Genomic DNA, 23,188 nt, shown 5'->3' with positions numbered 1-23,188 from the left:
GACCGTGACCCAAACGATCAAGTACGTCATCAAATACAAACTCAATGGCGAGCGTCGTTTCGAATTCGCTCAGCTTGTGTCAGGCACAGTGGAAGAAGCCAAAGCCGCACTGGAGGCCATTCATGGCCAGACCGACGACATCATCAGCGAAGTCAACGTGAGCAAGGCGCTCTAAAGCGGCGCAAATGCACCGGAGCAACATGGACGTCACGCTCCCCCGCGCCTTGATTGACCACTCCCGCGCTTCCCCCCCGAAATTCGACCGCAAGCGCCGGAGTGTCAGCGCGATGATCGCTTCCTAGACTGGCAGACCTCAACCTCTGGTTCAGGAGTCAGACCATGTCCCTTGCATACACCACCTCAACGAATCACCTCTCGACTGTTCGCCGTGAGGCACAGCAATGAGCGAGTACGATCTCTCCCGGCGTCTTGCCGCTCTGGACTGGCCCGCGATCGAACAAAGTCTTGACCAGAACGGCAGCGCCTCTATCACCGGACTTCTCGGTGCAACCGACTGCGACCGCCTGAGCGCCTTATATGACCATCAAGCGCTGTTCCGCTCCCATGTGCTGATGGCCCGACACGGTTTCGGTCGCGGCGAATACAAATATTTCAGATACCCGCTGCCCGACATGGTTGCCCATTTGCGTGGCGCGTTGTATCCAGAGCTTGTTGAATTGGCCAACCGCTGGAATGAGCAAATGAATCTGCCAACGCGCTATCCAATACAGCACGAGGACTTCCTCCAGCGCTGCCATGAAGCCGGACAGCAGCGGCCGACGCCTTTACTGCTGCAATATGGGCCAGAGGACTACAACTGTTTGCACCAGGATCTGTATGGCGAGCACGTATTCCCATTGCAGGTGGCGATTTTGCTATCCGAACCAGGCGAAGACTTTACCGGCGGCGAGTTCGTCATCACGGAACAACGCCCGCGCATGCAGTCGCGTCCGCAGGTCATAGGCCTGAAGAAAGGCGACGCAGTGATTTTTGCCGTGCATCACCGACCGGTACACGGCGTTCGCGGTTACTACAGAGTCACGTTACGCCACGGTGTAAGTCGCCTGCACACGGGTAAACGGCATACGCTTGGAGTCATATTTCACGATGCGCAGTGATGACATGAACTCGACAATCGTTGACCTGTTTGCTGACACCGACGTTCAACAACCGGCCAAAACCGAGCAGATAGGCGAACAATCTTTCGTCCTCAGGGGCTTTGCCCTGCCATGGGAAGATCGGTTGTTACCCGCGCTGGAAAGGGTTCTGCTGGCGGCGCCGTTTCGCCAAATGGTCACGCCCGGCGGCTTTACCATGTCAGTGGGTTTGAGCAGTTGCGGCGCACTGGGCTGGACCACTGATCGAACCGGCTACCGCTACACCCCCATCGATCCACAAAAGGGCCAGCCATGGCCCGATATGCCAGCCGTGTTCCTGGCGCTGGCTCAGGCGGCGGCACTGGAAGCAGGATTTCACGACTTCCAGCCGGACTCCTGCCTGATCAACCACTACGTGCCGGGAGCCAGGATGTCCTTGCACCAAGACAAGAACGAACGCTCCTACAGCGCACCGATCGTTTCGGTGTCCCTCGGGTTACCGGCCATATTCTTGTTTGGTGGTCACAAACGCAGTGATAAAAGCCAACGAGTGCCGCTGTTTCATGGAGACATCGTGGTTTGGGGCGGTGTCGATCGCTTGCGCTATCACGGCATCCTGCCGCTCAAGGACGGCCTGCACTCGCTGCTCGGCGCCCAACGTATCAACTTCACCTTTCGTACCGCCGACTGATGAAAACTCCAGAGTGGAATTTGACCGCAAGGCCCGGAGTGCTCTCGCCCTCCTTGCTCGATAATCTGACCTGAACCTGTAAACGAGTAGGACAACATGACATCGGCCCCCGCAAAAACCACGACAGAGAACGACCCACGCTGGTCAGCGGTGCTGGCACGAGATCCGCGCGCGGACGGTCAGTTTGTCTACGCGGTAAAAACCACAGGAATCTATTGCCGGCCGAGCAGCCTGGCGCGCCTGCCCAAACCTGAAAACGTCGAATTCTTCGACACTGCCGAACAAGCGCAGGCCGCCGGCTATCGTCCGAGCAAACGCGCCGCGGCAGACCAGACGCATGTCGCGGCGCAACACTGCGCGCTGGTCGCAACAGCCTGTCGGCAGATTGAATCCGCCGAGACCCTGCCCAGCCTGAAAGAATTGGCGCAGATGGCGGGCATGAGCTCCTTTCACTTTCACCGAGTCTTCAAAGCCGTTACCGGCCTGACGCCCAAGGGCTATGCCACGGGTCACCGTTCGCGCAAAGTCCGTGAGCGGCTCGAACATGGCAACTCCGTGACAGACGCACTGTATGACGCCGGTTTCAATTCCAACAGTCGCTTCTACGAGTCAGCCGATAACCTGCTCGGCATGAAGCCCAGCGACTACCGCGCCGGTGGGCTGAACGCCGACATCCGCTTTGCCGTTGGTCAATGTTCATTGGGCGCAATATTGGTCGCACAAAGCAATCGTGGGGTCTGCGCGATACTGTTGGGGGACGATCCCGATGCCCTCGTCCATGACCTGCAGGATAAATTTCCGCAGGCCAATCTGATTGGCGCCGACCATGACTTTGAGCAACTGATCGCCAAAGTCGTCGGTTTTATCGAGATGCCGGCCATTGGCCTGGATTTACCCCTGGATCTGCGCGGCACAGCGTTTCAAGAGCGCGTATGGATGGCGCTGCGGGAGATTCCGGCGGGCAGCACCGCCAGCTACGCCGAAATCGCCCAGCGCATCGGCGCACCGAAATCATTCCGCGCCGTAGCTCAAGCCTGCGGCGCCAACAGTCTGGCAGTGGCGATCCCCTGCCACCGGGTGGTGCGCAGCGACGGCAACCTCTCGGGCTATCGCTGGGGCGTGGAGCGCAAACGCCAGCTGCTGGAGCGTGAGACCCAAGCTTAGAATCAACGATTCACATCCACCACCACCCGACCACGCAACTTGCCGGCGAGTAACCGCGGCGCAGCCTCTATGGCTTCACTCAAGCCAATTTCATGACTGATCAGCGGCAGCAAAGCGAAGTCCAGATCCTTGGCCAGACGATCCCAGGCAACGATACGATTGGCCTTGAGTTGAGTCACGCTATTAATCCCGGCCAATGTAATGCCACGTAAAATGAAGGGTGCCACAGACGCAGGAAAGTCCATACCTTGCGCCAGACCACAGGCCGCCACGGTGCCATTGGCTCGGGTGCTGGCGCAGGCATTGGCCAGGGTGTGACTGCCGACGGAGTCAATCACCGCCGCCCAGCGTTCTTTGGCCAACGGTTTGCCGGGTTCGGACAGACTGGCCCGGTCGATGATTTCGCTGGCCCCCAACTGGTGCAAATAGGCGTGCTCTGAGGTGCGACCTGTGGACGCCACCACTCGATAACCGAGCCTGGCCAACAAAGCGATGGCAAAACTGCCGACCCCGCCGTTAGCGCCAGTCACCAGCACCTCGCCCTGATCCGGTCTCACGCCATTACGCTCCAGCGCGAGGATACTGAGCATCGCCGTGTAACCCGCGGTGCCGATCGCCATGGCCTGGGCCGGAGTAAACGCCGCAGGCAACGGAATCAGCCAATCGCCGTCAAGTCGTGCCTTTTGCGCCAGACCGCCCCAATGACCTTCGCCTACGCCCCAGCCATTGAGCAGGACTTTGTCTCCGGCCTTGTAGTCTGGATGGCTGCTGACTTCGACAGTCCCGGCCAGATCAATCCCCGGCACCATGGGAAATTTACGCACTACCGGGCTGCTGCCAGTGATGGCCAGGCCGTCCTTGAAGTTCAAGGTGCTATACGCCACACGGACGGTGACATTTCCCTCCGGCAACTGGTTTTCGCTGATTTGAGTCAGATTGGCCCGATAACCACTTTCATCTTTCTCGATCAAAATACCATTGAACATAGCGCCTCCCGGTAGAGCGTTGGTGGGTGATGAACGTGTGAGCTGAGGTGGCGTTCATCGTCATGACAAGGACATTAGCCTCCTCGTCTCTCAAGTCAATCAGCCAAAAGTAGAACCCAGCTGAAAGTCGACTGGCCTTGCGCCAGTCTCTCCTGATACAAACGTCCCGTAGCCGTCCTTATCTTTTTTGACGTCGGAGAAGAACCCAAAATGAGCCAATGGCCTGATACCCGCATTCTTGACTTGCTTGGCATCGAACTGCCGATCATTCAAGCGCCCATGGCCGGTGCGACCACTTCAGCCATGGTCATCGCCGCCAGCAATGCCGGAGGTCTGGGCTCCTTGCCTGCTGCCATGTTGAGCATCGAGCAGTTGCGCGAGGAGTTGAAGGTTTTCCGCCAACACAGTCAGCGCCCGCTGAACGTGAACTTTTTCTGTCATCAACCACCAGCCGCCGATGCGGGTCGCGACCGTGACTGGAAGAATCTGTTGGAGCCGTATTACCGCGAACTCGGCGTTGATTTCGAGGCACCCACACCTGTATCCAACCGCGCGCCGTTCGATAACGCCGCCTGCGAAGTGGTCGAAGAATTTCGCCCGGAGGTCGTCAGCTTTCATTTCGGCCTGCCTGAAAAATCTCTGCTGGATCGCGTCAAAGCGAGCGGCGCGAAAATCCTTTCCTCGGCGACCACCGTCGATGAAGCCATCTGGCTGGAACAGCACGGTTGCGATGCGATCATCGCCATGGGCTATGAAGCCGGCGGACATCGTGGGATGTTTCTCAGCGATGACCTCAATAGCCAGGTCGGCACCATGGCCCTGGTGCCGCAAATCGTCGATGCCGTCAGCGTCCCGGTCATCGCAGCGGGCGGGATTGGCGACGCCCGAGGAATCGCCGCGGCTTTCCTCCTCGGCGCTTCAGCGGTTCAGTTGGGTACCGCCTATTTGTTCACGCCAGAAGCGAAAGTCACCGCCTCTCATCACAAGGCCCTACGCACCGCCAAAGAGAGCGAGACTGCATTGACCAATGTCTTCACGGGCCGTCCGGCTCGGGGGATTCTCAACCGGGTCATGCGCGAACTCGGCCCGATCAGCCCTGCGGCACCGGCCTTCCCTTTCGCTGGCGGTGCCTTGATGCCGCTGCGTGCCAAAGATGAGGCTGACTTCAGCACCCTCTGGTCCGGACAGGCAATACGACTGGGCGTCGAACTGTCGACCGCTGAGCTGACCACACGTTTAGCCGCACAGGCTCTGGCTAAATTGACCGCGCATTAACACGCACAGGGCCGCGATCCAGATCGCGGCCTTCTCCAGTTGATCCCCGCTAAAAAATCCCTGCGCCAATGCCTCCAGTTCCGTTCGCTGCCGATTCGCTATATATTCAACTATATAGCGTTTAACCCCCCCAAGCGCTGATCCAATGTAGGAGCGAGGCTTGCCCGCGAAGCAAACGCCGCGGCTTTTCAGGCATCGCGCGTTGTCGTTCTTCGCGGGCAAGCCTCGCTCCTACAGACAAACTGCCCACCACACTCAGCCCACGGAGCTGCTACATGACTATTCGTTTCTCACGTTACGCCCCCACCTGCCTGGCCTCCCTGCTCGCAGTCTGCGCTTTCGGATCGGCTCAGGCCGATGAAGTCCAGGTGGCGGTAGCGGCCAACTTCACCGCACCGATTCAGGCAATCGCTGCCGACTTCGAAAAGGACACCGGCCACAAGCTGATCGCCGCCTATGGCGCCACTGGCCAGTTCTATACCCAGATCAAGAATGGCGCGCCATTCGAAGTGTTCCTGTCCGCCGATGACAGCACGCCACAGAAACTCGAAACCGAAGGCGACGCCGTCAAGGGTTCGCGCTTTACCTACGCGATCGGCACCCTTGCGCTGTGGTCGGCCAAGGACGGTTACATCGACGCCAAGGGCAAAGTGCTCAGCGATAACCAGTTTCAGCATCTGTCCATCGCCAACCCTGAAGCAGCGCCTTATGGCCTGGCCGCTACACAGGTTTTGGCCAAACTGGGCCTGACAGACAAGGTCAAAGGCAAGATCGTCGAAGGCCAGAACATCACCCAGGCCTATCAGTTCGTGTCCACCGGTAACGCCGAATTGGGCTTCGTCGCCTTGTCGCAGATCTATAAAGACGGCAAAGTCTCCAGCGGCTCGGCCTGGATCGTTCCGGCTGCCATGCACGACCCGATCAAACAAGACGCGGTGATCCTCAACAAAGGTAAAGACAACCCGGCCGCCAAGGCACTGGTTGACTACCTGAAAGGTCCGAAAGCCGCTGCCGTCATCAAATCCTACGGTTACCAACTCTAAATGCCGCTATCGAGCGCCGATTTTTCCGCCATTTGGCTGACCCTGAAACTGGCGTCCCTGGTTACGGTGATCCTGCTGATCATCGGCACTCCGATTGCGCTATGGCTCTCGCGCACCCGCTCTTGGCTGCGCGGCCCGATCGGCGCGATCGTCGCCCTGCCCTTGGTGCTGCCACCGACGGTGATCGGCTTTTACCTGCTGCTGGCCCTCGGCCCTCACGGGTTTATCGGTCAGTTCACCCAGTCACTTGGGCTGGGCACGTTGACCTTCAGCTTCAGCGGCCTGGTGATCGGCTCGGTGATCTATTCAATGCCCTTTGTCGTACAACCGTTGCAGAACGCATTTTCAGCCATCGGTACCCGCCCACTGGAAGTCGCCGCAACGTTGCGCGCCAATCCTTGGGACACCTTCTTCAGTGTCATCTTGCCGTTGGCCAGGCCCGGCGTTATCACAGCAGCGATTCTCGGCTTCGCCCACACCGTCGGCGAATTCGGCGTGGTGCTGATGATCGGCGGCAATATTCCCGAGAAAACCCGCGTGGTGTCGGTACAGATCTACGACCACGTCGAAGCCATGAATTATCTACAGGCCCATTGGTTGGCGGGTGCCATGCTGGTGTTCTCGTTCCTGATACTGCTCGCGCTCTACTCGAGCCGCAAAACCAAAACCGGCTGGAGCTGATTGATGACCGCGTTGATTCATGCTCGCCTGCAACTGAGCTACCCCGACTTCACGCTGGACCTGGACCTGCGCCTGCCGGGTCGCGGAGTCACCGCGCTGTACGGCCATTCCGGCTCGGGCAAGACCACGTGTTTGCGCTGTATCGCCGGCCTTGAAAGAGCCGATCAAGGCTTTATCCAGATCAACGATGAGGTCTGGCAAGACAGCAGCAAAAAACTCTTCCTTGCCCCCCATAGACGGGCACTGGGCTACGTCTTTCAAGAGGCCAGTCTGTTCCCCCATTTGTCGGTGCTGGCCAACCTCGAATTCGGACTGCGGCGTATCCCGCGTCAGCAGCGTCGAGTCGATATGGCCCATGCCACCGAACTGCTGGGGATCGGCCATTTACTCGATCGCCATCCACAGAACCTGTCGGGGGGTGAGCGTCAACGTGTCGGCATCGCTCGCGCCTTGTTGACCAGCCCCAGGCTATTGCTGATGGATGAGCCATTGGCGGCGCTGGACAACCAGCGCAAGAACGAAATCCTGCCCTACCTTGAACGCCTGCATGACGAGCTGGAAATCCCGGTGCTGTACGTCAGCCACTCGCAGGATGAAGTCGCGCGTCTGGCCGATCACATCGTCCTGCTCAGCGAGGGCAAAGCCCTGGCCAGCGGCCCCATCGGCGAGACCCTGGCTCGCCTCGACCTGCCGATGGCATTGGGAGACGATGCCGGCGTGGTGATCGAAGGCAAGGTCAGCGCCTACGACGCCCACTACCAGCTTCTGACCCTGCAACTGCCGGGCACTCTGCTGAGCGTACGAGTCGCACATTCGCTCCTGGCAAATGGAAAGGCCCTACGCTTCAAGGTTCAGGCTCGCGACGTCAGCCTCAGCCTGCAGGTCGCCGGACACAGCAGCATCCTCAATCGCTTGCCGGTCACGGTGATCAGCGAAATCCCCGCTGATAACGCTGCCCATGTACTGGTACGCCTTGATGCCGCGGGCACTGCGTTGCTGGCGCGGATCACGCGTTACTCTCGGGATCAGTTGAATCTGCGCCCCGGCCAGCAACTCTGGGCACAGATCAAAGCAGTGGCCGTACTGGCTTGAACATCGGGCAGACTGCGTGACGGGAACAATTGGCAGGAAGAACACCGAACGCCTGAAGATTGAGGGTTCATGACTCATCAGGTCTTTTTCGATGCTTCAGGCGCATGACCGCCTGGCGCAGGTTTTTGCACGATTCAAACTTGCTTCTATAGTTGTTCTGACACGAATCAGACTGGTGACGCCATGGAAGACTTTTTCGTTGTGCAGCGCTGCAACAAGATCATCATCCAGGGCCGCAGAGCGGGAGAGTCTTCTCTGCTCGCTCCTGTAGCCGACTGGTACCGGATTGCCGATACCCGCACGGGTGGCTTTATCGGGGATGGCTTTGATCACGAAGAAGAAGCCGATCGTGAATGCCAGCGGCTTAACGCCAGAAGCAGGCACGTGTCATCTCGTTAGAGTCGAGCGATCCACATCCATTACCGGGTCTATACTGATTTCAGCTGAAGGATCAGCCTCATCGGCAGAAAGCTCGCTCCTCGCGGGCTTTTTTGCTTCGTCCCGTCAGATTCCTCTCTCAACGGAGGTATTGCAAATGTCCGAAAAAGAGTCCATCACCACATTGTTGACACTCCTCGACTCCCGTCAGGTCCGCCTGGCCGCAGCCTGCAAAGAAATCGCAGACTGGGTCGACCACCAAGGTGGCCATCCCACAGCACTCAGAATACGAGATCGTCTCAAAGAGATAGAGACCGAAACTCCACTCATTAGAAGCGCCCTGACATCTTTGAAACCTATCGACCCCCCTCTTCCCAGATTCAGGTAGCCAGGTATCTACCTGGTGCGCCCCTGACTTCATTCAGGTGCCGTTACCATGCCAATGGCAATATCAGGGAGGTTTGCATTCTCGGTGATGGGCCAAGCATGAGACAGAAGGAATCAACGTGACGCAGACAAAATTGACCGCTTGTGACAAACACGAAAGGCTTGAGTGAAACACTTCACCCAAGCCTTTCGCTTTAGGGGTTACAGGCAGGTTGCCAGCGCGGCAAGCCTGCGCTTGGCGACCCAAGTGTCCGATGCCGCGTAATAGTTGGTGGTGGTACCTGATGCAGCGCTCTGCACGTCGACAAAGTACTGCGCTCCGGTCGTGTAGACTGTATAGCCGCCGGACTTGCCCGGCTGGAGAAATGCCCCGGCATCAACACCAAACACCGACTCATCCTGCCACGCAAACTGGACACACTGGGCCACGACTTTTTCCGGTTTGTTCGACGAAAGCGTCTTGTATGGGCTTTTTGACCGAGCCTCGTTCATCGCGGGCGTCGTGCACCCTGCCAACAGAACCATCGCAAGAGCCCCTGACAAAATCCGCATAGCCTTCCCTCATTCTGAAAAGGCGACTGTATCACTGAGCCGACGCAGATTAGTGATACGCAGAAAACTTCGGTGTTCTTGAGTGGCGTCAGACATTGGAACGCGCAAATGAAAAGCCCCGCACATGGCGAGGCGTGGCTACATCTCAACTACTTCTTCGACGGGTGAATCGCTTTGGGGAGGAACTTCGTCCTGCCCCTCCCTCGCGAATCCGTCGATTTTGTCTTGCCTGACGAGTCGTCGATTGCCGCACCTTCGAAATCAACCCTATAAGGAATCTGGCCGCAGCGTACGAGGTTATTTATCGGATACTCAGCCCCATCGTCTTCAATGTAAGAATCTCTCATCTACTGCCTCCCTTGTGACAGCTGATCAATACCAGCAAGCGCCCGTTGCCTGGGAAATACTGATCATCAACGCGTTGGAGCCTAGCCGGAAATTTGAAGCTTTGGAGCCGAAAAGAAAAAGCCCGACCAATGACCGCAATGTTGTTCAGTTAAGGAAGTTGTAGGAGCGAGCTTGCTCCGGGCGGCGTTCCGACGATGGACTTAAGTGCGCCGCGTTTAGCCAGTAAACACGCGTTATCGTTAACGACCATCGCGAGCAAGCTCGCTCCTACAGTGGACCACATTCGCTTAACTGAACGGCATTAGGCACAATGACCGGGCATGGAATCCGGGACCTGGGCTCTTACCTCACTGGGGTGCGAGGGTGTAGCTGTAATGCACCTCTCCGGTATCCGGCTTCACTAGCCAGTAGGCATCGGTGTCTTTTTTGAGCCGATAACATTCGGTTGGGTCCTTGGGCATAATGCAACAGATCACTCCATCCTTGACTGTCCAGTGCTCTAGTTGCGCCTCAGAGCCGGCCATCTGGAAAGTCTCGGTACCGTCGGCATCAAAGCTCAATGATTTGCTCAATGAACGCATCAGTGCGTCAGTGGTCACTCTTCATCCAGCCTGCGCCGCCGATAGTGCCTGACACGGCACTGCTCCTCATGCTTGACGCTTAATGGCCGTAAGCGTGTAGCACATAGGTAGCTGCACTTGCTGATTTTCGTAGAGGTCGTACATCTCCTCGCGATTGGAGTGCGGATACTCCTTCAAGTGTGTGATCTGAAGCCCGGCCTCTATTGAACCCGTGACGATGTCACCCATCTGATGGACAAACCAATAGAACGGAGAGATCTTCGCCTCGACTTTTCCCTCATAGACAATCGCGTTGTCTTCGACAATGGGCTCCACACGGAAATAGGAGCTGTCTACACGCAAGGGATCGGTCGACTCCGGATCGAACATCTCGAGGAAGGGATGGGTCTCATAAATCACCAAGGTGCCGCCCACTTTGAGGGTCTTCGCGACATGAGACAGGAAGTCCGCAATATCGGGCATCCAGTTCAATACACCAATCGTAATCAACGCAACATCGAAACGACCGTGGAGTGCGGGCGACAAGCAATGGATGTCGGCTTCTATGAACTCGGGATCATGGGGAGAGAGAGACGCCAGCTCCCGCGCCTGATCGAGAAAAGCACTGGATTGATCAACTCCAACCACGGAACGAGCGCCAAGGGCAAAAAGCGAAAGGCTCTCCCGACCATTATTACAGCCGAGCTGCACCACATCTTTGCCATCGACCCCCACACGCAGAAGCAAGGATGTGATGGTCTGATCCAGGCATGAAAAACCCGCGCGACTGACCGAACTTAAACGCGCCTGCCATTGATCGGTATTTTTATGATGTTTGGCAGAGTCATTCCACGCATCCCGGTTGCTGGCTATGGCACTTTTATTTTTTTGCATTTCCATTGCATTCTCCGATCCTGACTGGACATGGCGTTCACTGAGTATTGGCTGCGAGTGATGAGACTCGACTCCTGCGCCTGAAAAAACCGGCCTGAGTATACCCATCGGCCACAGGCCGTTGCACCGCGATGGCGCTCACAGGGGGGGCATGGAACGTACAGTATTTGCAGGAAGAAAAAGAAGAAGGGGATCAATGAGCCCTATGCACAGGTGCGCGAGCAGTTGGCCAGATGCGCAGCGATTTACCCGAAGGTCGGCAATCAGACTCATTGATCATTGCCCAGCTCAATGTTGGGCGGTTTCCATTTAGATAAATGGAGGTTCATCGGCACGCTCACACCTCAACCTGTTTCCTTCAAGGCAGGAGCCGTGCAATTACTTTTTTAACAAAGCCCGCCCTGCGGGTCTAATAACTTTTTGTCCCGGCGTTATGGTCTCTGGAGATAAGCGCCCCTGGCTGATCTAAATCAGCGCAGTCGACCAAGCCATTGATTGGCTATAGCAATACCGAATCGCAAGGCCTCACCATAGGTACACCACTCGCCCATTTCCTCGCCGAGCTTGACCCAGTCTTTTCCAGCCTTGAGCCAAATAGTAATTCCGATAGGCGACATGCTTTTCGGATCACCCCAGATGAAGTCGATCTTTGCTTGTTCTCCGTTTGGATGGATGTAATCCACGGGATAAGGCCTTTCCACAACCAAATGCATGGAAATCTCCCTGATCCGGCCCCGTGCCGGGATAAATAGAAATAGACCACGCACTCAAGTCATGCCAGTTGCAGACCGCCTCGCCAGTACGACCCCCCGAAAATGACAAAGCCCGGTGCGGGGCCGGACTTTGTCAACTCCAACAACAAATGCGCACTACCCCTTCGGTAGCGTTAGTTGATGACTACCATCACTGAATAAAGGCGGTTACTCCATAGAGCACGCCGATGCACAAGCATATACCCGGCTCGGGATTAACACGGTCTTACAGACGCATACATTGTTCCGAGAGCAGGCTACCAATCAGCTGCTAGTGTTAAACGTACGCGCAAGGTCCCCAATACCGGACTTGCTTTTGCGTCCTCTCTCACGTCCACAGGCGGAACACCATGAGATACAACCTGTTCGAGAATCAGAGAAACGAGATCATCCTGCTCGCCCGTATCCTTCTGATGATCCTTTTCATCATGTCCGGCTGGGGCAAGCTGACAAACTTCGGCGGTACCGTTGCTTACATAGGCTCACTCGGCGCGCCCATGCCTGTGGTCGCCGCGGGGGTTGCAGTCGTCATGGAGTTCTTTGTCGCGATAGCGATCATCCTGGGCTTCTACACCCGCCCACTTGCCTTTCTCTTCGTCTTGTTCGTACTTGGCACCGCGCTGATCGGGCATCACTTCTGGACAATGGTCGACCCGGAACGCGGGGCCAACATGATCCAGTATTTCAAGAACATCTGCATCATGGGCGGCTTGCTGCTGCTGGGCATTACAGGTCCGGGCAAATACTCGATTGATGGCAGATAGCGGTGCGCGCGGCTCGGGAGCCCCCTCATCGGGATCTCTTGCGCTGAACGATCGTAGCCCCCTCGCGATAGCCGGTGATCTGCTGGTGCTGGCTATTAAAAAGCCCCGGCATGGCCGAGGCTGGAGAAGTGATTCAAAGGTCGAGCTATTGGGTATCGGCCGACTTTTTCGACCTGACTTTGTAAGACGGCAAAATGGCCGCATAAGCCATGGCTTCTTCCCGGGTGCCGAAGGATCCGAGCCGGTCACCTTGCGTGCACACTTTCCAGGGGCCGTTGTTTACACTGATCAATTCATAACCGTTGATTTGCATCTTGCTAAGCATTGGAGCGCTCATAGTCACCTCCATTCAGGCAAAGATAATCCAGGGGTGCCGAGATCACCTTATACGCTGCCTACCCCTGATGACGATGCTCAAGCTCCATAAAATCAGATAATCGGCACGCCGGGTTCTGATGCATGGGCCGTCGAGTCGGCAAGGGAAGCCGCCTGACCTGCCCTCGCCCTTTGCACCGAACACCTTGGGAGAACGACAAGCCTACAGTCGGTCGGCCTCCTTGATCATATTGGCAGCGAGCTTAATGCCCTGGCTTTTTGCATCTTCGAAGCTTTTATAAATCGCTTTTTCATGAAGATTCTGAATATTGTCCTCAGAGTACTTCACGGTAATACGAAGGCCTTTGGGGATTGGATCACCTGGATCCCCCCATTCGAAATCAATCATCGCCTCTCTGCCGTTTGAGTGGACGTAATTAAAGGGGGACGGCCTGTCTACTGGTGCCATTTCGTTCTCCCGGATATCCAGTGATTGCCCAGTCTTAAGCATTAGTCCACAACCAACCATCACGCCACTCTGACGAGGATTCTTGTCGCCACAGCAAAACAGAACAAACCCGTTCGCCTCGGCATGACGGTCGTGAAACCAGGTCAGCGGACGCACCAACGGCGTCACCAGTTCATTATCATCGGTAAACCAGGCCTGAAATCGTATGTCTGGCCACTGACCTCACCGTCGAAACCGAGAATCAGCATGTGCTCAGCGCCATAACAAATTTCAAATCCTTCCATCTGATTTGCGCAGATTGCAGCTGTAGAAAAGTTTTCAACCTCGGGGGTCATGATGCGAACTGACGTGATCTCGCGTAAACCTTGCGGATGCTCTAGAGGCTGCGCTCTCTCGATTGGCAGGTGGTCGGGGCGCTTGGCAAAAGAGAGGAAAAACCACATGGGCTCCGAGATTGGCGCACTCCCGACATCCACCTTCAACCCTGCCGGCAGGTAAGCAGGACGATACTCCCACGAGGCAAAGCCTGGCTTGCTTTCGACGCCCGAAGGCCTGAAACAGACTCCAAAGGGGGACGCAATGCCATCTGTAGACGTCAGGCGATCAAAGAGTCGGGTTGGGGCGCTCAGATGGCTTTGAGCTTCCAGGGCATTGTGAAGATACAAAAACTCAATGAATGTGTTTTGAAAGAAAAACCTGCGATTTGCAGTACCCTGGCCTGGATGTGTATTCGAGGAGCCCTCAACAAGTCCAAAATTTGTTAATGCGTCAGCTTCTTGCCCGTTGCCGTCTACGCAAATAAATAGGTGATCGACTTCCATTAAAAATCCCTTTTAGTGCTCGTGATCGACTGATTCCAATTACGCGGTAACCATTCAGCAATATCATGTGCCGGATCATCGTCGCGGTACGGAGGCTCTGCGCCAGGAACAGCAACAGGTAGCGGCACTTCTGGCGCGTGATCACCAAGCTGCCCGCCCAGCGATCCCGGAAGCCGACCATGACAGCCACCCTGTTCACCTTGTATATCCACTACTGCACCGCCCAAGGTTGCGAAACCAGGCCGCTCAGCCAGTGGCGCACGCTCGAAGAGTGCATGGCCCAGATCGCGATGTACCACGCCGTGGTTCCCGGTAATTACTCCATGGAGTGCAAGTGATGCAAATCGTCCTGACTCAAACCTGAACTATGCGCTCTCGCCAGTACTGCCGTTGAAGAGACCAGGACCTTTCGGTGGCTACGGTCGCTTCACCGATTACCCACCACCTCGACTTACTGCTGTACCGGTGTGCAGAGTTCTACCAGCGTCCCGTCAGGGCATCGAACGTAGGATACGGTTTGCCCCCAGGGCTTGGTGCTTGGGGCAGAAATTTCAGTGGCGCCCGCGTTCAGCGCTCTGGCATGAGCGGCTGGAACGTCCTCGGTAACCAGGCCGACTTCGATTCCGAGCGGTTTGGGGGAAGAGTGTGCCGGGACATGGCCGGTGCTGAAGTTCATCGCGGCCAGTTCATCGGCAGCGAATGCCAGCGCCGTCTCTCCTGTTTCGAGTTCGCCATAGGTGGCGGACTCATGGAGGAACCGAACGTTAAGCCCGAAGGCGGACGAAAAGAACTGGAGTGAGGCAGCAACGTCGGGGACATAGATGATCATGTAGCCGAACTTCATGGACGAACATTCCTTGTCATGCCAATTGAGCGGCGAATCTAGCATATTGAAGCCAGGTGCTTCATCAGGCTTTCGTCCATCCCATTGCTTTCGACCCAATGCCGCCTGTGACGACTTGTGGGAGCGGCCAGCGCCGCTGCTTCGAGCGTGCCCAAAAAATGAGGGGCGACTGCGCCTGGCGTTCGCGAGAATTCCTTTAAGCGTGCTGGAGCCGAACTGAATTGTCTGGAAGCTCCAGATAGAGGGGCTTCTTCTTGTAGATAACCTCAAAGTCACACCCATAGATGTTGCGGCCTATTTCATAATCAGGGCCCTTGCTCTCTATGTTGTGCGTTGCGATCGTCAGCGCCGTTCCGATACCGATAACCGCCCCAATGCCTGAACCGATGGTCGGGGTAACTGCGCCGATACGGCCGACTGTGTAGACCCAGCATTTGAAACCAGCCGACTTTATCAACTTCTCGGTGTACTCAACGGCCGACTGGTAGGCGTTGAACGGAACCTTGCTGATTTTGAAGCTTTCTTTATTGCGAATTTTTTGCAAAATTTCTTCGGTCGAAATTTCGTGGTAGTTGCAAACGTTAGCATCCATAGTGAGACCCTACCGAAAAATGTGGCTGGCATTCCAAACTATCGGCTGATTTATCAATGACTTTAGCGATTGGATCCTAAATCCTCAAATAGCCTGTTTCAGCGGGGGCAGTTGCGACGTCGGCCAGAAATCGAAGACGTGCACGCTTGAACAGGTTGGGCTGACTTGGGCAGCAACCGCTCTCGTAAAAGTCGTAGCTCAATGGGTAGGTCTGACAGGCTGCCGCCAAAATCGGCAGACAAAAAAAAAGCTGCCTTAAATGGCAGCAGAAAAAAGAGCACGCGTTGTATTGCCTGAGTATAGCGACCGGACTGTTACAAAATGATGACGAGTTTTTTTGCTGATGGAGAGCCCCGGAGCACGGTCCATGCCTCCCAAATTCAATGAAGTGTTGGGTTGATCGGTGGCATGCATTCGAGCGTTGCCAGGTTGAGCAGCGTGAAGTGGCCATCCAGCCAGCCGGCAGTATCTATGTGATAAACGTTTCCGAGCACTGCCACCTGGCGCAACGGGGTATGCCCGGCAACAACCGCGCGAACGCCTGCAACCACTGACTGGTCCTCATATTGAAGGCGATGGCGCGACCATTGGCAGATTGCGGTCAAGTGATCTGCCTCGCTATTGCCAAGCTCGATCGCATTAACCAGTTCTGACCAGCTACTGCACGGGCAATCAGCGTGAACCAGCCCCACCAGCCCGGCAGCAGTCTCGACCTCGATCAGTAGCGGCAAGTCGCTGAAAATGCTTGCGTAACAGCCTTGCTCGACGCCGGAAAGGGCGTAAAACCATGCGCCACCATTGATGTAGTGAAGGGCGCACTGACTGCTGCCCTTACCGGCTTCGTACGATTCGATCGCCATCTGCTCATGATTGCCGCGAATGGCATGAAACCATGGTTTGCGCAGTAGCCAATCATCCACCTCGAGCGATTCAGGCCCGCGGTCGACCAGATCACCAACGCTGAACAGCCGGTCCACGGCAGGATCGAAGCCAGCAGCATCCACAGCGGCCTGTAACCGGGTGAAGTGACCGTGAATGTCGCCAACGGCAAAGTCGCGACCCGTGGTGTTGATTTCAAAACGCTTGATCTTGTTCATATCGCCACCCCTACTCCTCCAGTAGACCTTTTTCCAGCCAGATCATTTGCGTCTGGAGCAACGATTGCAGGTAGTCAACTGCCGGGACTTCTCAATGCTTAATGTGGTTCGAGTGCACCCCTCTGGCATGCGTCCCGCTATATGATTGGCAACCAGCAAAAAACAGCGTATCGAAGCGCTGTCACCGGGCCAGGTGAACGTCCAATGATCGCCGCGCCTTCCAGGAGGATAACAGTGAGCCGCACCAGCCATGTCTGCCTTATGGCAACCTATAACGAGTGGATGAACGCCAAGATCTATGCGGCGGCCAGACGCCTGTCCGATGAAGAACTCTCAGCCGACAGGAAAGCATTCTTTGGTTCTATTCTCGGAACGCTGAACCACGTGACGGCCGCAGACACGATCTGGCTAAAGCGATTTGCCAGGCACCCAGCGAACTACTTGGCACTGGAACCGGTACAGCAGCTCCCTGACCCGAAAAACCTCGACCAGTTACTGTTCGCAACTATCCGGGAACTCTCAAAGCATCGAGCGTGGCTCGATCGAGTAATAATCCAATGGGCTCGCTCGATTACAGAGCCCGATTTAGATCACACCCTTCATTACTCAAGCATGAAAGGGGTTGCGGCAGACAAGGGCTTTTACAGCCTGGTCATGCATTTCTTCAATCATCAGACCCATCACCGAGGCCAGGTTACGACCCTGCTTTCACAAGCGGGTGTCGACGCAGGTGATACGGATCTGGTCGCCCTCATCCCATCTGAGCCCGATGCGTAACGACAAAGCCCGGCGCTGGACCGGTCTTTGTCGTCTCAATGCAAAGGGCGACCCGCAAACACAAACACCACTACAAACAGTCACGCAGTGACTTCTTCAGAGCGTTTGACTTGGCCCATGGCGGGCCTTGGTAGAGCGATACCCGACTCCCGCTCTTCGACTTCACGATATCAAGAATCTCATCGGCCGTTACAACGCTTGGCGCCGTGATCCGGTATCCATTCGTAATGTCGGACTGAGTGGTTTTAGGGACCTCGTGCTGCCAGGCAGGCAGCACGCACATGGCGTAGTCTTTCGGTGCCTTGGTCGTGAACTCACTGACATTTGGCTCGCCCGGCACCAAGGATGCGGGCAACGAACACCCGGCCAACATCACCATCGCCAGCGCCCCAATCAAAATCCGCATAGTGCTTCCTCGTTCTGGAAGTGGCGGACTGTATCACTGCTCCGCGCACTTGAGAAAACCCGCTGCAGGAACGACAAAGCCCAGCGCGGGGCCGGGCTTGCTCATCGCGTCGAACTTAGTGTTTCGGAGCTGCCTTGAGGCTATCCAATCGACCGCTCTCCAGCAAAGCCTTGTACTTCAGTGCATCTGCTTCACTGTGATAGACGCCTACAAGAACATCTCCTTGATATACATCCCACATTCTGACTCCCTCTCTACTTGAGTCATGAGACATGTGATGCTCATCGCGTTCTTTGACAGTAATGACCATTTGCGCATCCCCCGGATTGAGGTGGGTAAGGTATTTTTTACTCCAGTAATCTCCAGGATTCCATACCGAAAATCGGTAACCGTCCGCCCAGCATCGTTTTGCCTTTCAGACCTTGATCCCCCCAGTCCATAGCCTGCGAGCCCAAGGACCTGCACCTCCTACTAAAATAGTTTTGGTACGACCAAAGAAGGTGCAGTGCCTTGCTGTCGAGGCTCGACCTTTCAAGTGGCATGAATGCCGGCCAGAAACCTCATTAACAGGGGGAAATGGAATGAACAAAAAATCATCACCAAAAAACAAGTCCTTGGTTTTTATATCAATTTTTTCTATCTGCCTTTCGTTTATTGCAGGATGTGCACATAAACAGACTGAGGGGCTCGCTACAACTCCAACCGGGGGCTCCAGCTGCTACGCAAAAGCAATGCCCACTGTTGGAGAGGGGGGCCTGGCATGGGGTTCCAATCTGCAGCAGGTACGCACCTCTTCAATGGACAATTGCAGACGCTATGCAGGTCGATCAGGTGGAACTCCGAATACCTGCAAGGTAGTGCAAGCCCGCTGCAATAATTGATCTTCCGCTCTATTGGTTTCACTGCAGACGGCAGGTCCAATGAGTCACAGACATGCGCTCACTGCAGCTAAGCTAAAAGATAGGCTGGAGGACTTGCCATGTGCGGAAGGCTTTCACAATATCGGGGCATCCACGACTTCGTTGCCGCGCTGAGCATGCCCAATGCGCTGGTCAACACGGTGGGCGACCAGCCAATCGAACGGTACAACGTCGCGCCCACTACCCAGGTTGTACTTCTGCATCTGGAAGGCGAAGCACTGCATGCCGACCTTGTTCGCTGGGGATGGCGCCCGCACTGGGCAATCGACAAGCCGCCACCGATTAATGCCAGGGTCGAAAAGGTCGCGCACGGCCATTTCTTCCGGGCGATCTGGCCACACCGTGCCATTACCCCAATCGACAACTGGTTCGAGTGGATCTATGAAGGTGGCTCGAAGAAACAGCCCTACCTCATCCGGCGCCGTGACCGCGCACCGATACTCTGTGCGGCCATCGGGCAGTACCCCGCCGGCGGCCGTGAACCGAGGGAGGACGATGGCTTCGTGATCATCACTGCAGAAAGCGTCGGAGGATTGGTCGATACCCAAGACCGGCGGCCGGTCGTTCTGGCACCGGAGCTGGCCCGGGAATGGCTCAACCATTCAACACCAAAGGAACGTGCCGAACAGATGCTCCTCAAGCAAGGCGAACCACCTGATACCTTCGAATGGTTCAAGGTCGACATGGCTGTGGGCAATGTGAGAAACCAGGGGGCAAAACTGATCAAGCGGGTGTCTTGATTTCTCTGAGCGGTCAAAAGATGGCTTATCCAACTGCACTCGGCAGTTCAAGCAGGCGTCGCTACCGGGCTTGCGGCAGTCGGGCCATGCATGATTGGGCCTCTCTGGTTTCGCGAAATAGCCAATCGTCTCCATCAGCTTTTTTGTGCCTGCGATTCAGGCGCTATAGGTGTCCGGCGCTTCCATGGTAGCTTTTTATTTCCACACGAAAAGGCCCCGGAGGCCGGACATGACTGATAAATCTGCCGAGTACGCTCGGGACACGCTTAATGCGCTCATCGCTGGTGGATACGCCCAGGGGTTGATTCAGAATCGCCCCGGAGAGACCGGCCTTCGGCTTGATATGGAGATCCTTCGCAGCCTTGAAGCCCAGCTTCGCGAGTACTACTCGACCGGGCCTTATCAGCCGTCGCAGATGGCGACATCGCTCGACATTCGGATGTGAAGTAGCGAGATACAAAGACGTATGCGGAGGCACAGGCTTCTGCATACGCTTTGGCCTCTCCCTATCTACAGCCGACATGGATCTGTTTCATGTGTCGGTAGCGACAAGACGCCTGTAACCAGTCGTAGTCTCTCAAATGGAGGCTCGCCGATGCTGGCACCAATCCCGGCACATTCGACTAGTGGTACTTGAGCGTGAAATCCCACCTTCCTACGATATATTTACGCAGTTGCTTAAATGCTCCTGCAGCTGCGTGGGTGGTGAGTGACCTGAACGCCTACCAAGCTCGCCACTCGCTTCATGCGCATCTTGAGCCTCAATGGCTCTACTTCCTCCCCATCAAAGAGCTTTGAGGCTCTTTTTTTGTCCTGTACAAAACCCCGAAACGACAAAGCCCAGCACCAGACTGAGCTTTTTTTGTAACCGTACAGGACGACCTGCATACAGAGGCGCCGCTACAAACAGTCACGCAGTGACTTGTTCAGAGCGCCTGACTTGGCCCATGGCGGGCCTTGGTAGAGCGATACCCGACTCCCGTTCTTCCACTTCACGATATCAAGAATCTCATCGGCCGTTACAACGCTTGGCGCGGTGATCCGGTATCCATTCGTAATCCCGGATTGAGTGGTTTTAGGGACCTCATGCTGCCAGGCAGGCAGAACGCACATGGCATAGTCTTTTGGTACCTTGGTCGTGACCTCACTGACACTTGGCTCGCCCGGCACCAAGGATGCGGGCAACGAGCACCCGGTCAGCACCATTCCTGCCAACACCCCGATCAAAACCCTCATGGTTATTCCTCGTCCTGAATATGGGAACAGTGGTAATCGTCTTTATCTGGATCGGACCATGATCGTCGATGCGAGCACGTCGCCAAGTCGTTTCCGCGAGCCGAAGAAAATGAATATCCAGTCAAAAATATTCAGGAACGGCGTCGTGATGTTGCGCATGCAAGATGGATAGAGACTGCAATCGACTACCCAGACTGGCCAGGTTTTTGGGCTTCTGGTACTCGCTTTGGGTATTGCTGACTTCCATGCTTCGTCACTCCGTTGATACATAGATACGGAGTTATCGGCACGGCCCTGGCAATATTTAATGTCGTGATCGTCTGTATAGCGACAGAGGTCTGAACATCTCTGGATATCAGGTGTGTCCAGCCATGCAACAGGCCGCCCCCTTGCGCCTGTACAAATCGCCAGTAACCCGAAAACAAAGGCACCAAAGGTCGGGTTTACTGAGTGGCCGACGGCGAAGGTCGAGCAGGCGGCTTCAAGCCGACTGCTGCAGATGGCGTGGAATCCGCACGCGGAGGTCTGCCGGAATTGAAAAAGCACTATTTGAGATGCGCGATCTTCGAGCCAAGGCGGTTACCGACAGAAAAGCGTCAACCGGGAACATCAGGGGCGCGCGCGACCAGCTCGGGCATACCACGATTGGCATGACCGAGCAGTACATCAGGATGCGCAAAGGGATGAAGGTCCCTCCAACAAACCGGGCAATGGCTAAAGCTACTTCGCGGCATATTTCGTGCCGTGCGGATCGTCAAGCTTTGCCTGCAACAGCCCCCACTCGCGCTGAATGATCGAGTAAGGGATAAAGACGCTGATCCTCTCAGCGCTCTTTACGTCCAGCTGCGCGCTCACATTGTTCAGCGTGGTGGAGTAGAAACCGACATTGATGCCGACAACACTGCCGTCGCTGGCGATAACTGGCCCGCCCGACATCCCCTGGATCAGCGGGGCATCATGGATGGCATAGAGATCACCGCTGTGTTCAGCGGTGTTGGAGAAAGGCGTTTGATACACCTTGCCTTTCCCGGTGGCGGTCGCCAGGTACGGGCTTGCCCCCACGGCAGTTATGGACTCGCCCACACGCGGTGCGCGCCATGACGGGTAGCGGCCGTTGGCCTTGTGCTGAATGAAGACGAGGTCGCAGCCTGTGCTGCAGCTGTATTTCACGTTGGAGATGAACGGGGTGTGGCGAGTGGTGACGGCGTAGTCCTCGTTCCATTGCACGGCAGAAGCCATGTATAGATACGGAAAAGGAAAGCCTGAAAAGACTAAAAAGTATGAATTGTTAGTAGGCCCCGAAAAGTCGGGTTCTACCATACCGTTGCATCCTGCAGTTACAACTCCTATTAAAAAGCAGGCAATGATCTTGATCATTATGTATCACCAACTTACAGGGAGAATGTGACTGTTTTTTGTTGTCAATTTTTTGTCTTTTGTCGAACCCTAGTTCTCCTTACTGCTTGTTCTAGTTAAGCGCTTTGTAATTTATGGCTGAGTTTTAATGGCGCGTATGAATGAATCGTACTAAGGCCAATCGCTTTACGATCCATCCAGATGAACAAATATTTGGCGCCTGAAAAATGGCAGAAACTTGAAGTAAAAAGAGTAACCTCTATGGGCTCCCTGATAAATAAAGACGGACATCGCCTTCGCCATACTTTCACGATAAAGCACTGATTATTATGGGATTTTAGGTTAAATTGCTTGGGGTTTGAATTCTGTAAACCGACAGACTTCATAACTATCATGAACGCATTCCACGACCATCATGCAAGTGATCCAAAACCATTATGGAAGTTCTCCATTACTACTACCGAAGTGCTCAACCACAATTACGGAAGTGCTCCATAACCAGCCGCCCCCTCCTCCGGGGTCCTGCCGACCAAACATCATCAATCAAATCGGTGCTCTTGTTTCTGTGTTTCCCGGAATTCCGTGAAGAACCAAAAAAGCCCGCACTTGGCGGGCATCGATAAGCGTTCGGCTATCAGCAGTCTATCGCCTCGATGAATTCGGGCAGGGCCATGGGCTTGCCTCGTTCATGGGGTGTTTTCGCAGAACGTTTTATTCAGCGTCGCTCGAACGACATTCGAAGTCACACAGCAGGTTATCTGCCAGTACCAGCCCATCATCGGTGATTGATGATTCTGGTGAAGAGCCAGTCAGCGACATCAGGGCCTGGAGCGAAGCTAATCGGGTAGCCGTCGCCCTCATTGAAGAGGCCAAGTGTAGTGGTCAACTAATCCCGGACACGACGTTAAGTTTTTCTTCGGCCCGAGCTGGCGCCAGCCCACCGTTGAATTG

The 23,188-nt window shown here is 55.6% G+C and carries 30 protein-coding genes; 16 read left to right on the top strand and 14 right to left on the bottom strand.

The genetic code is table 11. The features are described 5' to 3' along the window. Positions 1–4 precede the first annotated feature (4 nt). The 4 genes from AC07O1_RS29300 (at position 5) to ada (ending at position 2,952) form a co-directional block, all read left to right on the top strand. Entirely contained in the window at positions 5–175 is a 171-nt protein-coding gene (locus tag AC07O1_RS29300; protein WP_494991292.1) for a hypothetical protein, read from the top strand. Between the two features lie 226 nt (positions 176–401). After that, on the top strand, positions 402–1,118 hold the full coding sequence (locus AC07O1_RS29295; RefSeq protein ID WP_495091061.1) for a 2OG-Fe(II) oxygenase: 717 nt from the start codon (positions 402–404) through the stop codon (positions 1,116–1,118). Then, positions 1,108–1,788 (top strand): DNA oxidative demethylase AlkB, encoded by a 681-nt coding sequence (alkB, locus tag AC07O1_RS29290; RefSeq protein ID WP_495091060.1) that lies wholly within the window; start codon positions 1,108–1,110, stop codon positions 1,786–1,788. The genes AC07O1_RS29295 and alkB overlap by 11 nt, the downstream gene beginning before the upstream one ends. 96 nt (positions 1,789–1,884) lie before the next feature. Beyond that, positions 1,885–2,952, top strand: coding sequence for a bifunctional DNA-binding transcriptional regulator/O6-methylguanine-DNA methyltransferase Ada (gene ada, locus AC07O1_RS29285; protein WP_495091059.1), 1,068 nt, complete (start codon positions 1,885–1,887; stop codon positions 2,950–2,952). A gap of 2 nt (positions 2,953–2,954) precedes the next feature. Here the strand turns inward: ada and acuI are convergent, their stop codons facing one another. Then, the gene (gene acuI, locus AC07O1_RS29280) at positions 2,955–3,938 is read right to left on the bottom strand and encodes an acrylyl-CoA reductase (NADPH) (RefSeq protein ID WP_495091058.1); all 984 of its coding nucleotides are present in this window, start codon (positions 3,936–3,938) and stop codon (positions 2,955–2,957) included. Between the two features lie 210 nt (positions 3,939–4,148). Between acuI and AC07O1_RS29275 the strand changes: the two genes are divergently transcribed. The 6 genes from AC07O1_RS29275 (at position 4,149) to AC07O1_RS29250 (ending at position 8,795) form a co-directional block, all read left to right on the top strand. Then, the gene (locus AC07O1_RS29275) at positions 4,149–5,213 is read left to right on the top strand and encodes an NAD(P)H-dependent flavin oxidoreductase (protein WP_495091057.1); all 1,065 of its coding nucleotides are present in this window, start codon (positions 4,149–4,151) and stop codon (positions 5,211–5,213) included. A gap of 275 nt (positions 5,214–5,488) precedes the next feature. Further along, a complete protein-coding gene (modA, locus tag AC07O1_RS29270; protein ID WP_495091056.1) occupies positions 5,489–6,256 on the top strand; it encodes a molybdate ABC transporter substrate-binding protein in 768 nt (255 codons plus the stop codon). Then, positions 6,257–6,937: a molybdate ABC transporter permease subunit gene (gene modB, locus AC07O1_RS29265; protein ID WP_494991285.1), complete on the top strand. Its 681-nt coding sequence runs from the start codon at positions 6,257–6,259 to the stop codon at positions 6,935–6,937. Between the two features lie 12 nt (positions 6,938–6,949). Continuing rightward, a complete protein-coding gene (gene modC / locus AC07O1_RS29260) occupies positions 6,950–8,029 on the top strand; it encodes a molybdenum ABC transporter ATP-binding protein (RefSeq protein WP_495091068.1) in 1,080 nt (359 codons plus the stop codon). Positions 8,030–8,212: 183 nt separating this feature from the next. After that, the gene (locus AC07O1_RS29255) at positions 8,213–8,428 is read left to right on the top strand and encodes a hypothetical protein (protein ID WP_494991284.1); all 216 of its coding nucleotides are present in this window, start codon (positions 8,213–8,215) and stop codon (positions 8,426–8,428) included. Between the two features lie 136 nt (positions 8,429–8,564). Next, entirely contained in the window at positions 8,565–8,795 is a 231-nt protein-coding gene (locus tag AC07O1_RS29250; protein WP_494991283.1) for a hypothetical protein, read from the top strand. Between the two features lie 200 nt (positions 8,796–8,995). Here the strand turns inward: AC07O1_RS29250 and AC07O1_RS29245 are convergent, their stop codons facing one another. From AC07O1_RS29245 to AC07O1_RS29230, 4 genes are all read right to left on the bottom strand, one after another. Continuing rightward, the gene (locus tag AC07O1_RS29245; protein ID WP_494991282.1) at positions 8,996–9,346 is read right to left on the bottom strand and encodes a hypothetical protein; all 351 of its coding nucleotides are present in this window, start codon (positions 9,344–9,346) and stop codon (positions 8,996–8,998) included. Between the two features lie 695 nt (positions 9,347–10,041). Further along, positions 10,042–10,293, bottom strand: a complete 252-nt coding sequence (locus AC07O1_RS29240) for a hypothetical protein (RefSeq protein ID WP_495091055.1) — start codon at positions 10,291–10,293, stop codon at positions 10,042–10,044. A gap of 48 nt (positions 10,294–10,341) precedes the next feature. Continuing rightward, positions 10,342–11,154, bottom strand: coding sequence for a class I SAM-dependent methyltransferase (locus AC07O1_RS29235; RefSeq protein WP_495091054.1), 813 nt, complete (start codon positions 11,152–11,154; stop codon positions 10,342–10,344). A 464-nt stretch (positions 11,155–11,618) separates the two neighbouring features. Then, the gene (locus tag AC07O1_RS29230) at positions 11,619–11,861 is read right to left on the bottom strand and encodes a hypothetical protein (protein ID WP_494991279.1); all 243 of its coding nucleotides are present in this window, start codon (positions 11,859–11,861) and stop codon (positions 11,619–11,621) included. A 389-nt stretch (positions 11,862–12,250) separates the two neighbouring features. Here AC07O1_RS29230 and AC07O1_RS29225 point away from each other — a divergent pair, with 389 nt between their 5' ends. Beyond that, positions 12,251–12,664, top strand: coding sequence for a DoxX family protein (locus AC07O1_RS29225; protein WP_495091053.1), 414 nt, complete (start codon positions 12,251–12,253; stop codon positions 12,662–12,664). Between the two features lie 145 nt (positions 12,665–12,809). Here the strand turns inward: AC07O1_RS29225 and AC07O1_RS29220 are convergent, their stop codons facing one another. The 3 genes from AC07O1_RS29220 to AC07O1_RS29210 form a co-directional block, all read right to left on the bottom strand. After that, complete coding sequence (locus AC07O1_RS29220; RefSeq protein WP_494991277.1) at positions 12,810–13,001, bottom strand: DUF2188 domain-containing protein; 192 nt, start codon at positions 12,999–13,001, stop codon at positions 12,810–12,812. A 201-nt stretch (positions 13,002–13,202) separates the two neighbouring features. Further along, the gene (locus AC07O1_RS29215; RefSeq protein ID WP_495012757.1) at positions 13,203–13,604 is read right to left on the bottom strand and encodes a hypothetical protein; all 402 of its coding nucleotides are present in this window, start codon (positions 13,602–13,604) and stop codon (positions 13,203–13,205) included. Positions 13,605–13,612: 8 nt separating this feature from the next. Next, the gene (locus AC07O1_RS29210) at positions 13,613–14,269 is read right to left on the bottom strand and encodes a VOC family protein (RefSeq protein ID WP_495091052.1); all 657 of its coding nucleotides are present in this window, start codon (positions 14,267–14,269) and stop codon (positions 13,613–13,615) included. A 179-nt stretch (positions 14,270–14,448) separates the two neighbouring features. Between AC07O1_RS29210 and AC07O1_RS29205 the strand changes: the two genes are divergently transcribed. Then, the gene (locus AC07O1_RS29205) at positions 14,449–14,607 is read left to right on the top strand and encodes a hypothetical protein (protein WP_494991275.1); all 159 of its coding nucleotides are present in this window, start codon (positions 14,449–14,451) and stop codon (positions 14,605–14,607) included. A 113-nt stretch (positions 14,608–14,720) separates the two neighbouring features. Here AC07O1_RS29205 and AC07O1_RS29200 read toward each other — a convergent pair whose 3' ends face one another. The 3 genes from AC07O1_RS29200 to AC07O1_RS29190 all read right to left on the bottom strand — a co-directional run bounded on the left by AC07O1_RS29200 (position 14,721) and on the right by AC07O1_RS29190 (position 16,802). Then, the gene (locus AC07O1_RS29200; protein ID WP_494991274.1) at positions 14,721–15,113 is read right to left on the bottom strand and encodes a VOC family protein; all 393 of its coding nucleotides are present in this window, start codon (positions 15,111–15,113) and stop codon (positions 14,721–14,723) included. A 196-nt stretch (positions 15,114–15,309) separates the two neighbouring features. Next, positions 15,310–15,705, bottom strand: a complete 396-nt coding sequence (locus AC07O1_RS29195) for a hypothetical protein (RefSeq protein WP_495091051.1) — start codon at positions 15,703–15,705, stop codon at positions 15,310–15,312. Between the two features lie 380 nt (positions 15,706–16,085). Beyond that, positions 16,086–16,802, bottom strand: coding sequence for a metallophosphoesterase (locus AC07O1_RS29190; protein WP_495091050.1), 717 nt, complete (start codon positions 16,800–16,802; stop codon positions 16,086–16,088). Positions 16,803–17,036: 234 nt separating this feature from the next. On the opposite strand from AC07O1_RS29190, the gene AC07O1_RS29185 reads away from it, so the two are divergent. After that, the gene (locus tag AC07O1_RS29185) at positions 17,037–17,579 is read left to right on the top strand and encodes a DinB family protein (protein ID WP_495091049.1); all 543 of its coding nucleotides are present in this window, start codon (positions 17,037–17,039) and stop codon (positions 17,577–17,579) included. A 70-nt stretch (positions 17,580–17,649) separates the two neighbouring features. Here AC07O1_RS29185 and AC07O1_RS29180 read toward each other — a convergent pair whose 3' ends face one another. Beyond that, complete coding sequence (locus AC07O1_RS29180) at positions 17,650–17,985, bottom strand: hypothetical protein (RefSeq protein ID WP_495091048.1); 336 nt, start codon at positions 17,983–17,985, stop codon at positions 17,650–17,652. 979 nt (positions 17,986–18,964) lie between these two features. Between AC07O1_RS29180 and AC07O1_RS29175 the strand changes: the two genes are divergently transcribed. Both AC07O1_RS29175 and AC07O1_RS29170 read left to right on the top strand, forming a co-directional pair. Beyond that, on the top strand, positions 18,965–19,645 hold the full coding sequence (locus AC07O1_RS29175; protein ID WP_495091047.1) for an SOS response-associated peptidase family protein: 681 nt from the start codon (positions 18,965–18,967) through the stop codon (positions 19,643–19,645). A gap of 229 nt (positions 19,646–19,874) precedes the next feature. Beyond that, entirely contained in the window at positions 19,875–20,090 is a 216-nt protein-coding gene (locus AC07O1_RS29170) for a hypothetical protein (protein ID WP_494991267.1), read from the top strand. Between the two features lie 455 nt (positions 20,091–20,545). Here the strand turns inward: AC07O1_RS29170 and AC07O1_RS29165 are convergent, their stop codons facing one another. Next, entirely contained in the window at positions 20,546–20,881 is a 336-nt protein-coding gene (locus tag AC07O1_RS29165) for a hypothetical protein (protein WP_494991266.1), read from the bottom strand. Between AC07O1_RS29165 and AC07O1_RS29160 the strand changes: the two genes are divergently transcribed. Further along, positions 20,784–21,053 carry a hypothetical protein gene (locus AC07O1_RS29160; protein ID WP_495091069.1) on the top strand — a complete coding sequence of 90 codons (270 nt, stop codon included), beginning with the start codon at positions 20,784–20,786 and terminating at the stop codon, positions 21,051–21,053. The genes AC07O1_RS29165 and AC07O1_RS29160 overlap by 98 nt on opposite strands. 548 nt (positions 21,054–21,601) lie before the next feature. Here AC07O1_RS29160 and AC07O1_RS29155 read toward each other — a convergent pair. Beyond that, entirely contained in the window at positions 21,602–22,201 is a 600-nt protein-coding gene (locus AC07O1_RS29155; protein WP_495091067.1) for a trypsin-like peptidase domain-containing protein, read from the bottom strand. Positions 22,202–23,188 lie beyond the last annotated feature (987 nt).

The organism is Pseudomonas sp. GW821-FHT07G10 (genome assembly GCF_059418545.1).
This window is presented reverse-complemented; position numbering and strand designations above follow the sequence as displayed.

Excerpts from the sequence above, each read along its gene's own strand:
- AC07O1_RS29295 (WP_495091061.1), top strand. The coding sequence starts at position 402 with ATGAGCGAGTACGATCTCTCCCGGCGTCTTGCCGCTCTGGACTGGCCC.
- alkB (WP_495091060.1), top strand. The coding sequence starts at position 1,108 with ATGCGCAGTGATGACATGAACTCGACAATCGTTGACCTGTTTGCTGAC.
- ada (WP_495091059.1), top strand. The coding sequence starts at position 1,885 with ATGACATCGGCCCCCGCAAAAACCACGACAGAGAACGACCCACGCTGG.
- acuI (WP_495091058.1), bottom strand. The coding sequence starts at position 3,938 with ATGTTCAATGGTATTTTGATCGAGAAAGATGAAAGTGGTTATCGGGCC.
- AC07O1_RS29275 (WP_495091057.1), top strand. The coding sequence starts at position 4,149 with ATGAGCCAATGGCCTGATACCCGCATTCTTGACTTGCTTGGCATCGAA.
- modA (WP_495091056.1), top strand. The coding sequence starts at position 5,489 with ATGACTATTCGTTTCTCACGTTACGCCCCCACCTGCCTGGCCTCCCTG.
- modB (WP_494991285.1), top strand. The coding sequence starts at position 6,257 with ATGCCGCTATCGAGCGCCGATTTTTCCGCCATTTGGCTGACCCTGAAA.
- AC07O1_RS29255 (WP_494991284.1), top strand. The coding sequence starts at position 8,213 with ATGGAAGACTTTTTCGTTGTGCAGCGCTGCAACAAGATCATCATCCAG.
- AC07O1_RS29250 (WP_494991283.1), top strand. The coding sequence starts at position 8,565 with ATGTCCGAAAAAGAGTCCATCACCACATTGTTGACACTCCTCGACTCC.
- AC07O1_RS29245 (WP_494991282.1), bottom strand. The coding sequence starts at position 9,346 with ATGCGGATTTTGTCAGGGGCTCTTGCGATGGTTCTGTTGGCAGGGTGC.
- AC07O1_RS29235 (WP_495091054.1), bottom strand. The coding sequence starts at position 11,154 with ATGGAAATGCAAAAAAATAAAAGTGCCATAGCCAGCAACCGGGATGCG.
- AC07O1_RS29230 (WP_494991279.1), bottom strand. The coding sequence starts at position 11,861 with ATGCATTTGGTTGTGGAAAGGCCTTATCCCGTGGATTACATCCATCCA.
- AC07O1_RS29225 (WP_495091053.1), top strand. The coding sequence starts at position 12,251 with ATGAGATACAACCTGTTCGAGAATCAGAGAAACGAGATCATCCTGCTC.
- AC07O1_RS29220 (WP_494991277.1), bottom strand. The coding sequence starts at position 13,001 with ATGAGCGCTCCAATGCTTAGCAAGATGCAAATCAACGGTTATGAATTG.
- AC07O1_RS29210 (WP_495091052.1), bottom strand. The coding sequence starts at position 14,269 with ATGGAAGTCGATCACCTATTTATTTGCGTAGACGGCAACGGGCAAGAA.
- AC07O1_RS29205 (WP_494991275.1), top strand. The coding sequence starts at position 14,449 with ATGACAGCCACCCTGTTCACCTTGTATATCCACTACTGCACCGCCCAA.
- AC07O1_RS29200 (WP_494991274.1), bottom strand. The coding sequence starts at position 15,113 with ATGAAGTTCGGCTACATGATCATCTATGTCCCCGACGTTGCTGCCTCA.
- AC07O1_RS29195 (WP_495091051.1), bottom strand. The coding sequence starts at position 15,705 with ATGGATGCTAACGTTTGCAACTACCACGAAATTTCGACCGAAGAAATT.
- AC07O1_RS29190 (WP_495091050.1), bottom strand. The coding sequence starts at position 16,802 with ATGAACAAGATCAAGCGTTTTGAAATCAACACCACGGGTCGCGACTTT.
- AC07O1_RS29180 (WP_495091048.1), bottom strand. The coding sequence starts at position 17,985 with ATGCGGATTTTGATTGGGGCGCTGGCGATGGTGATGTTGGCCGGGTGT.
- AC07O1_RS29175 (WP_495091047.1), top strand. The coding sequence starts at position 18,965 with ATGTGCGGAAGGCTTTCACAATATCGGGGCATCCACGACTTCGTTGCC.
- AC07O1_RS29170 (WP_494991267.1), top strand. The coding sequence starts at position 19,875 with ATGACTGATAAATCTGCCGAGTACGCTCGGGACACGCTTAATGCGCTC.
- AC07O1_RS29165 (WP_494991266.1), bottom strand. The coding sequence starts at position 20,881 with ATGAGGGTTTTGATCGGGGTGTTGGCAGGAATGGTGCTGACCGGGTGC.
- AC07O1_RS29155 (WP_495091067.1), bottom strand. The coding sequence starts at position 22,201 with ATGGTAGAACCCGACTTTTCGGGGCCTACTAACAATTCATACTTTTTA.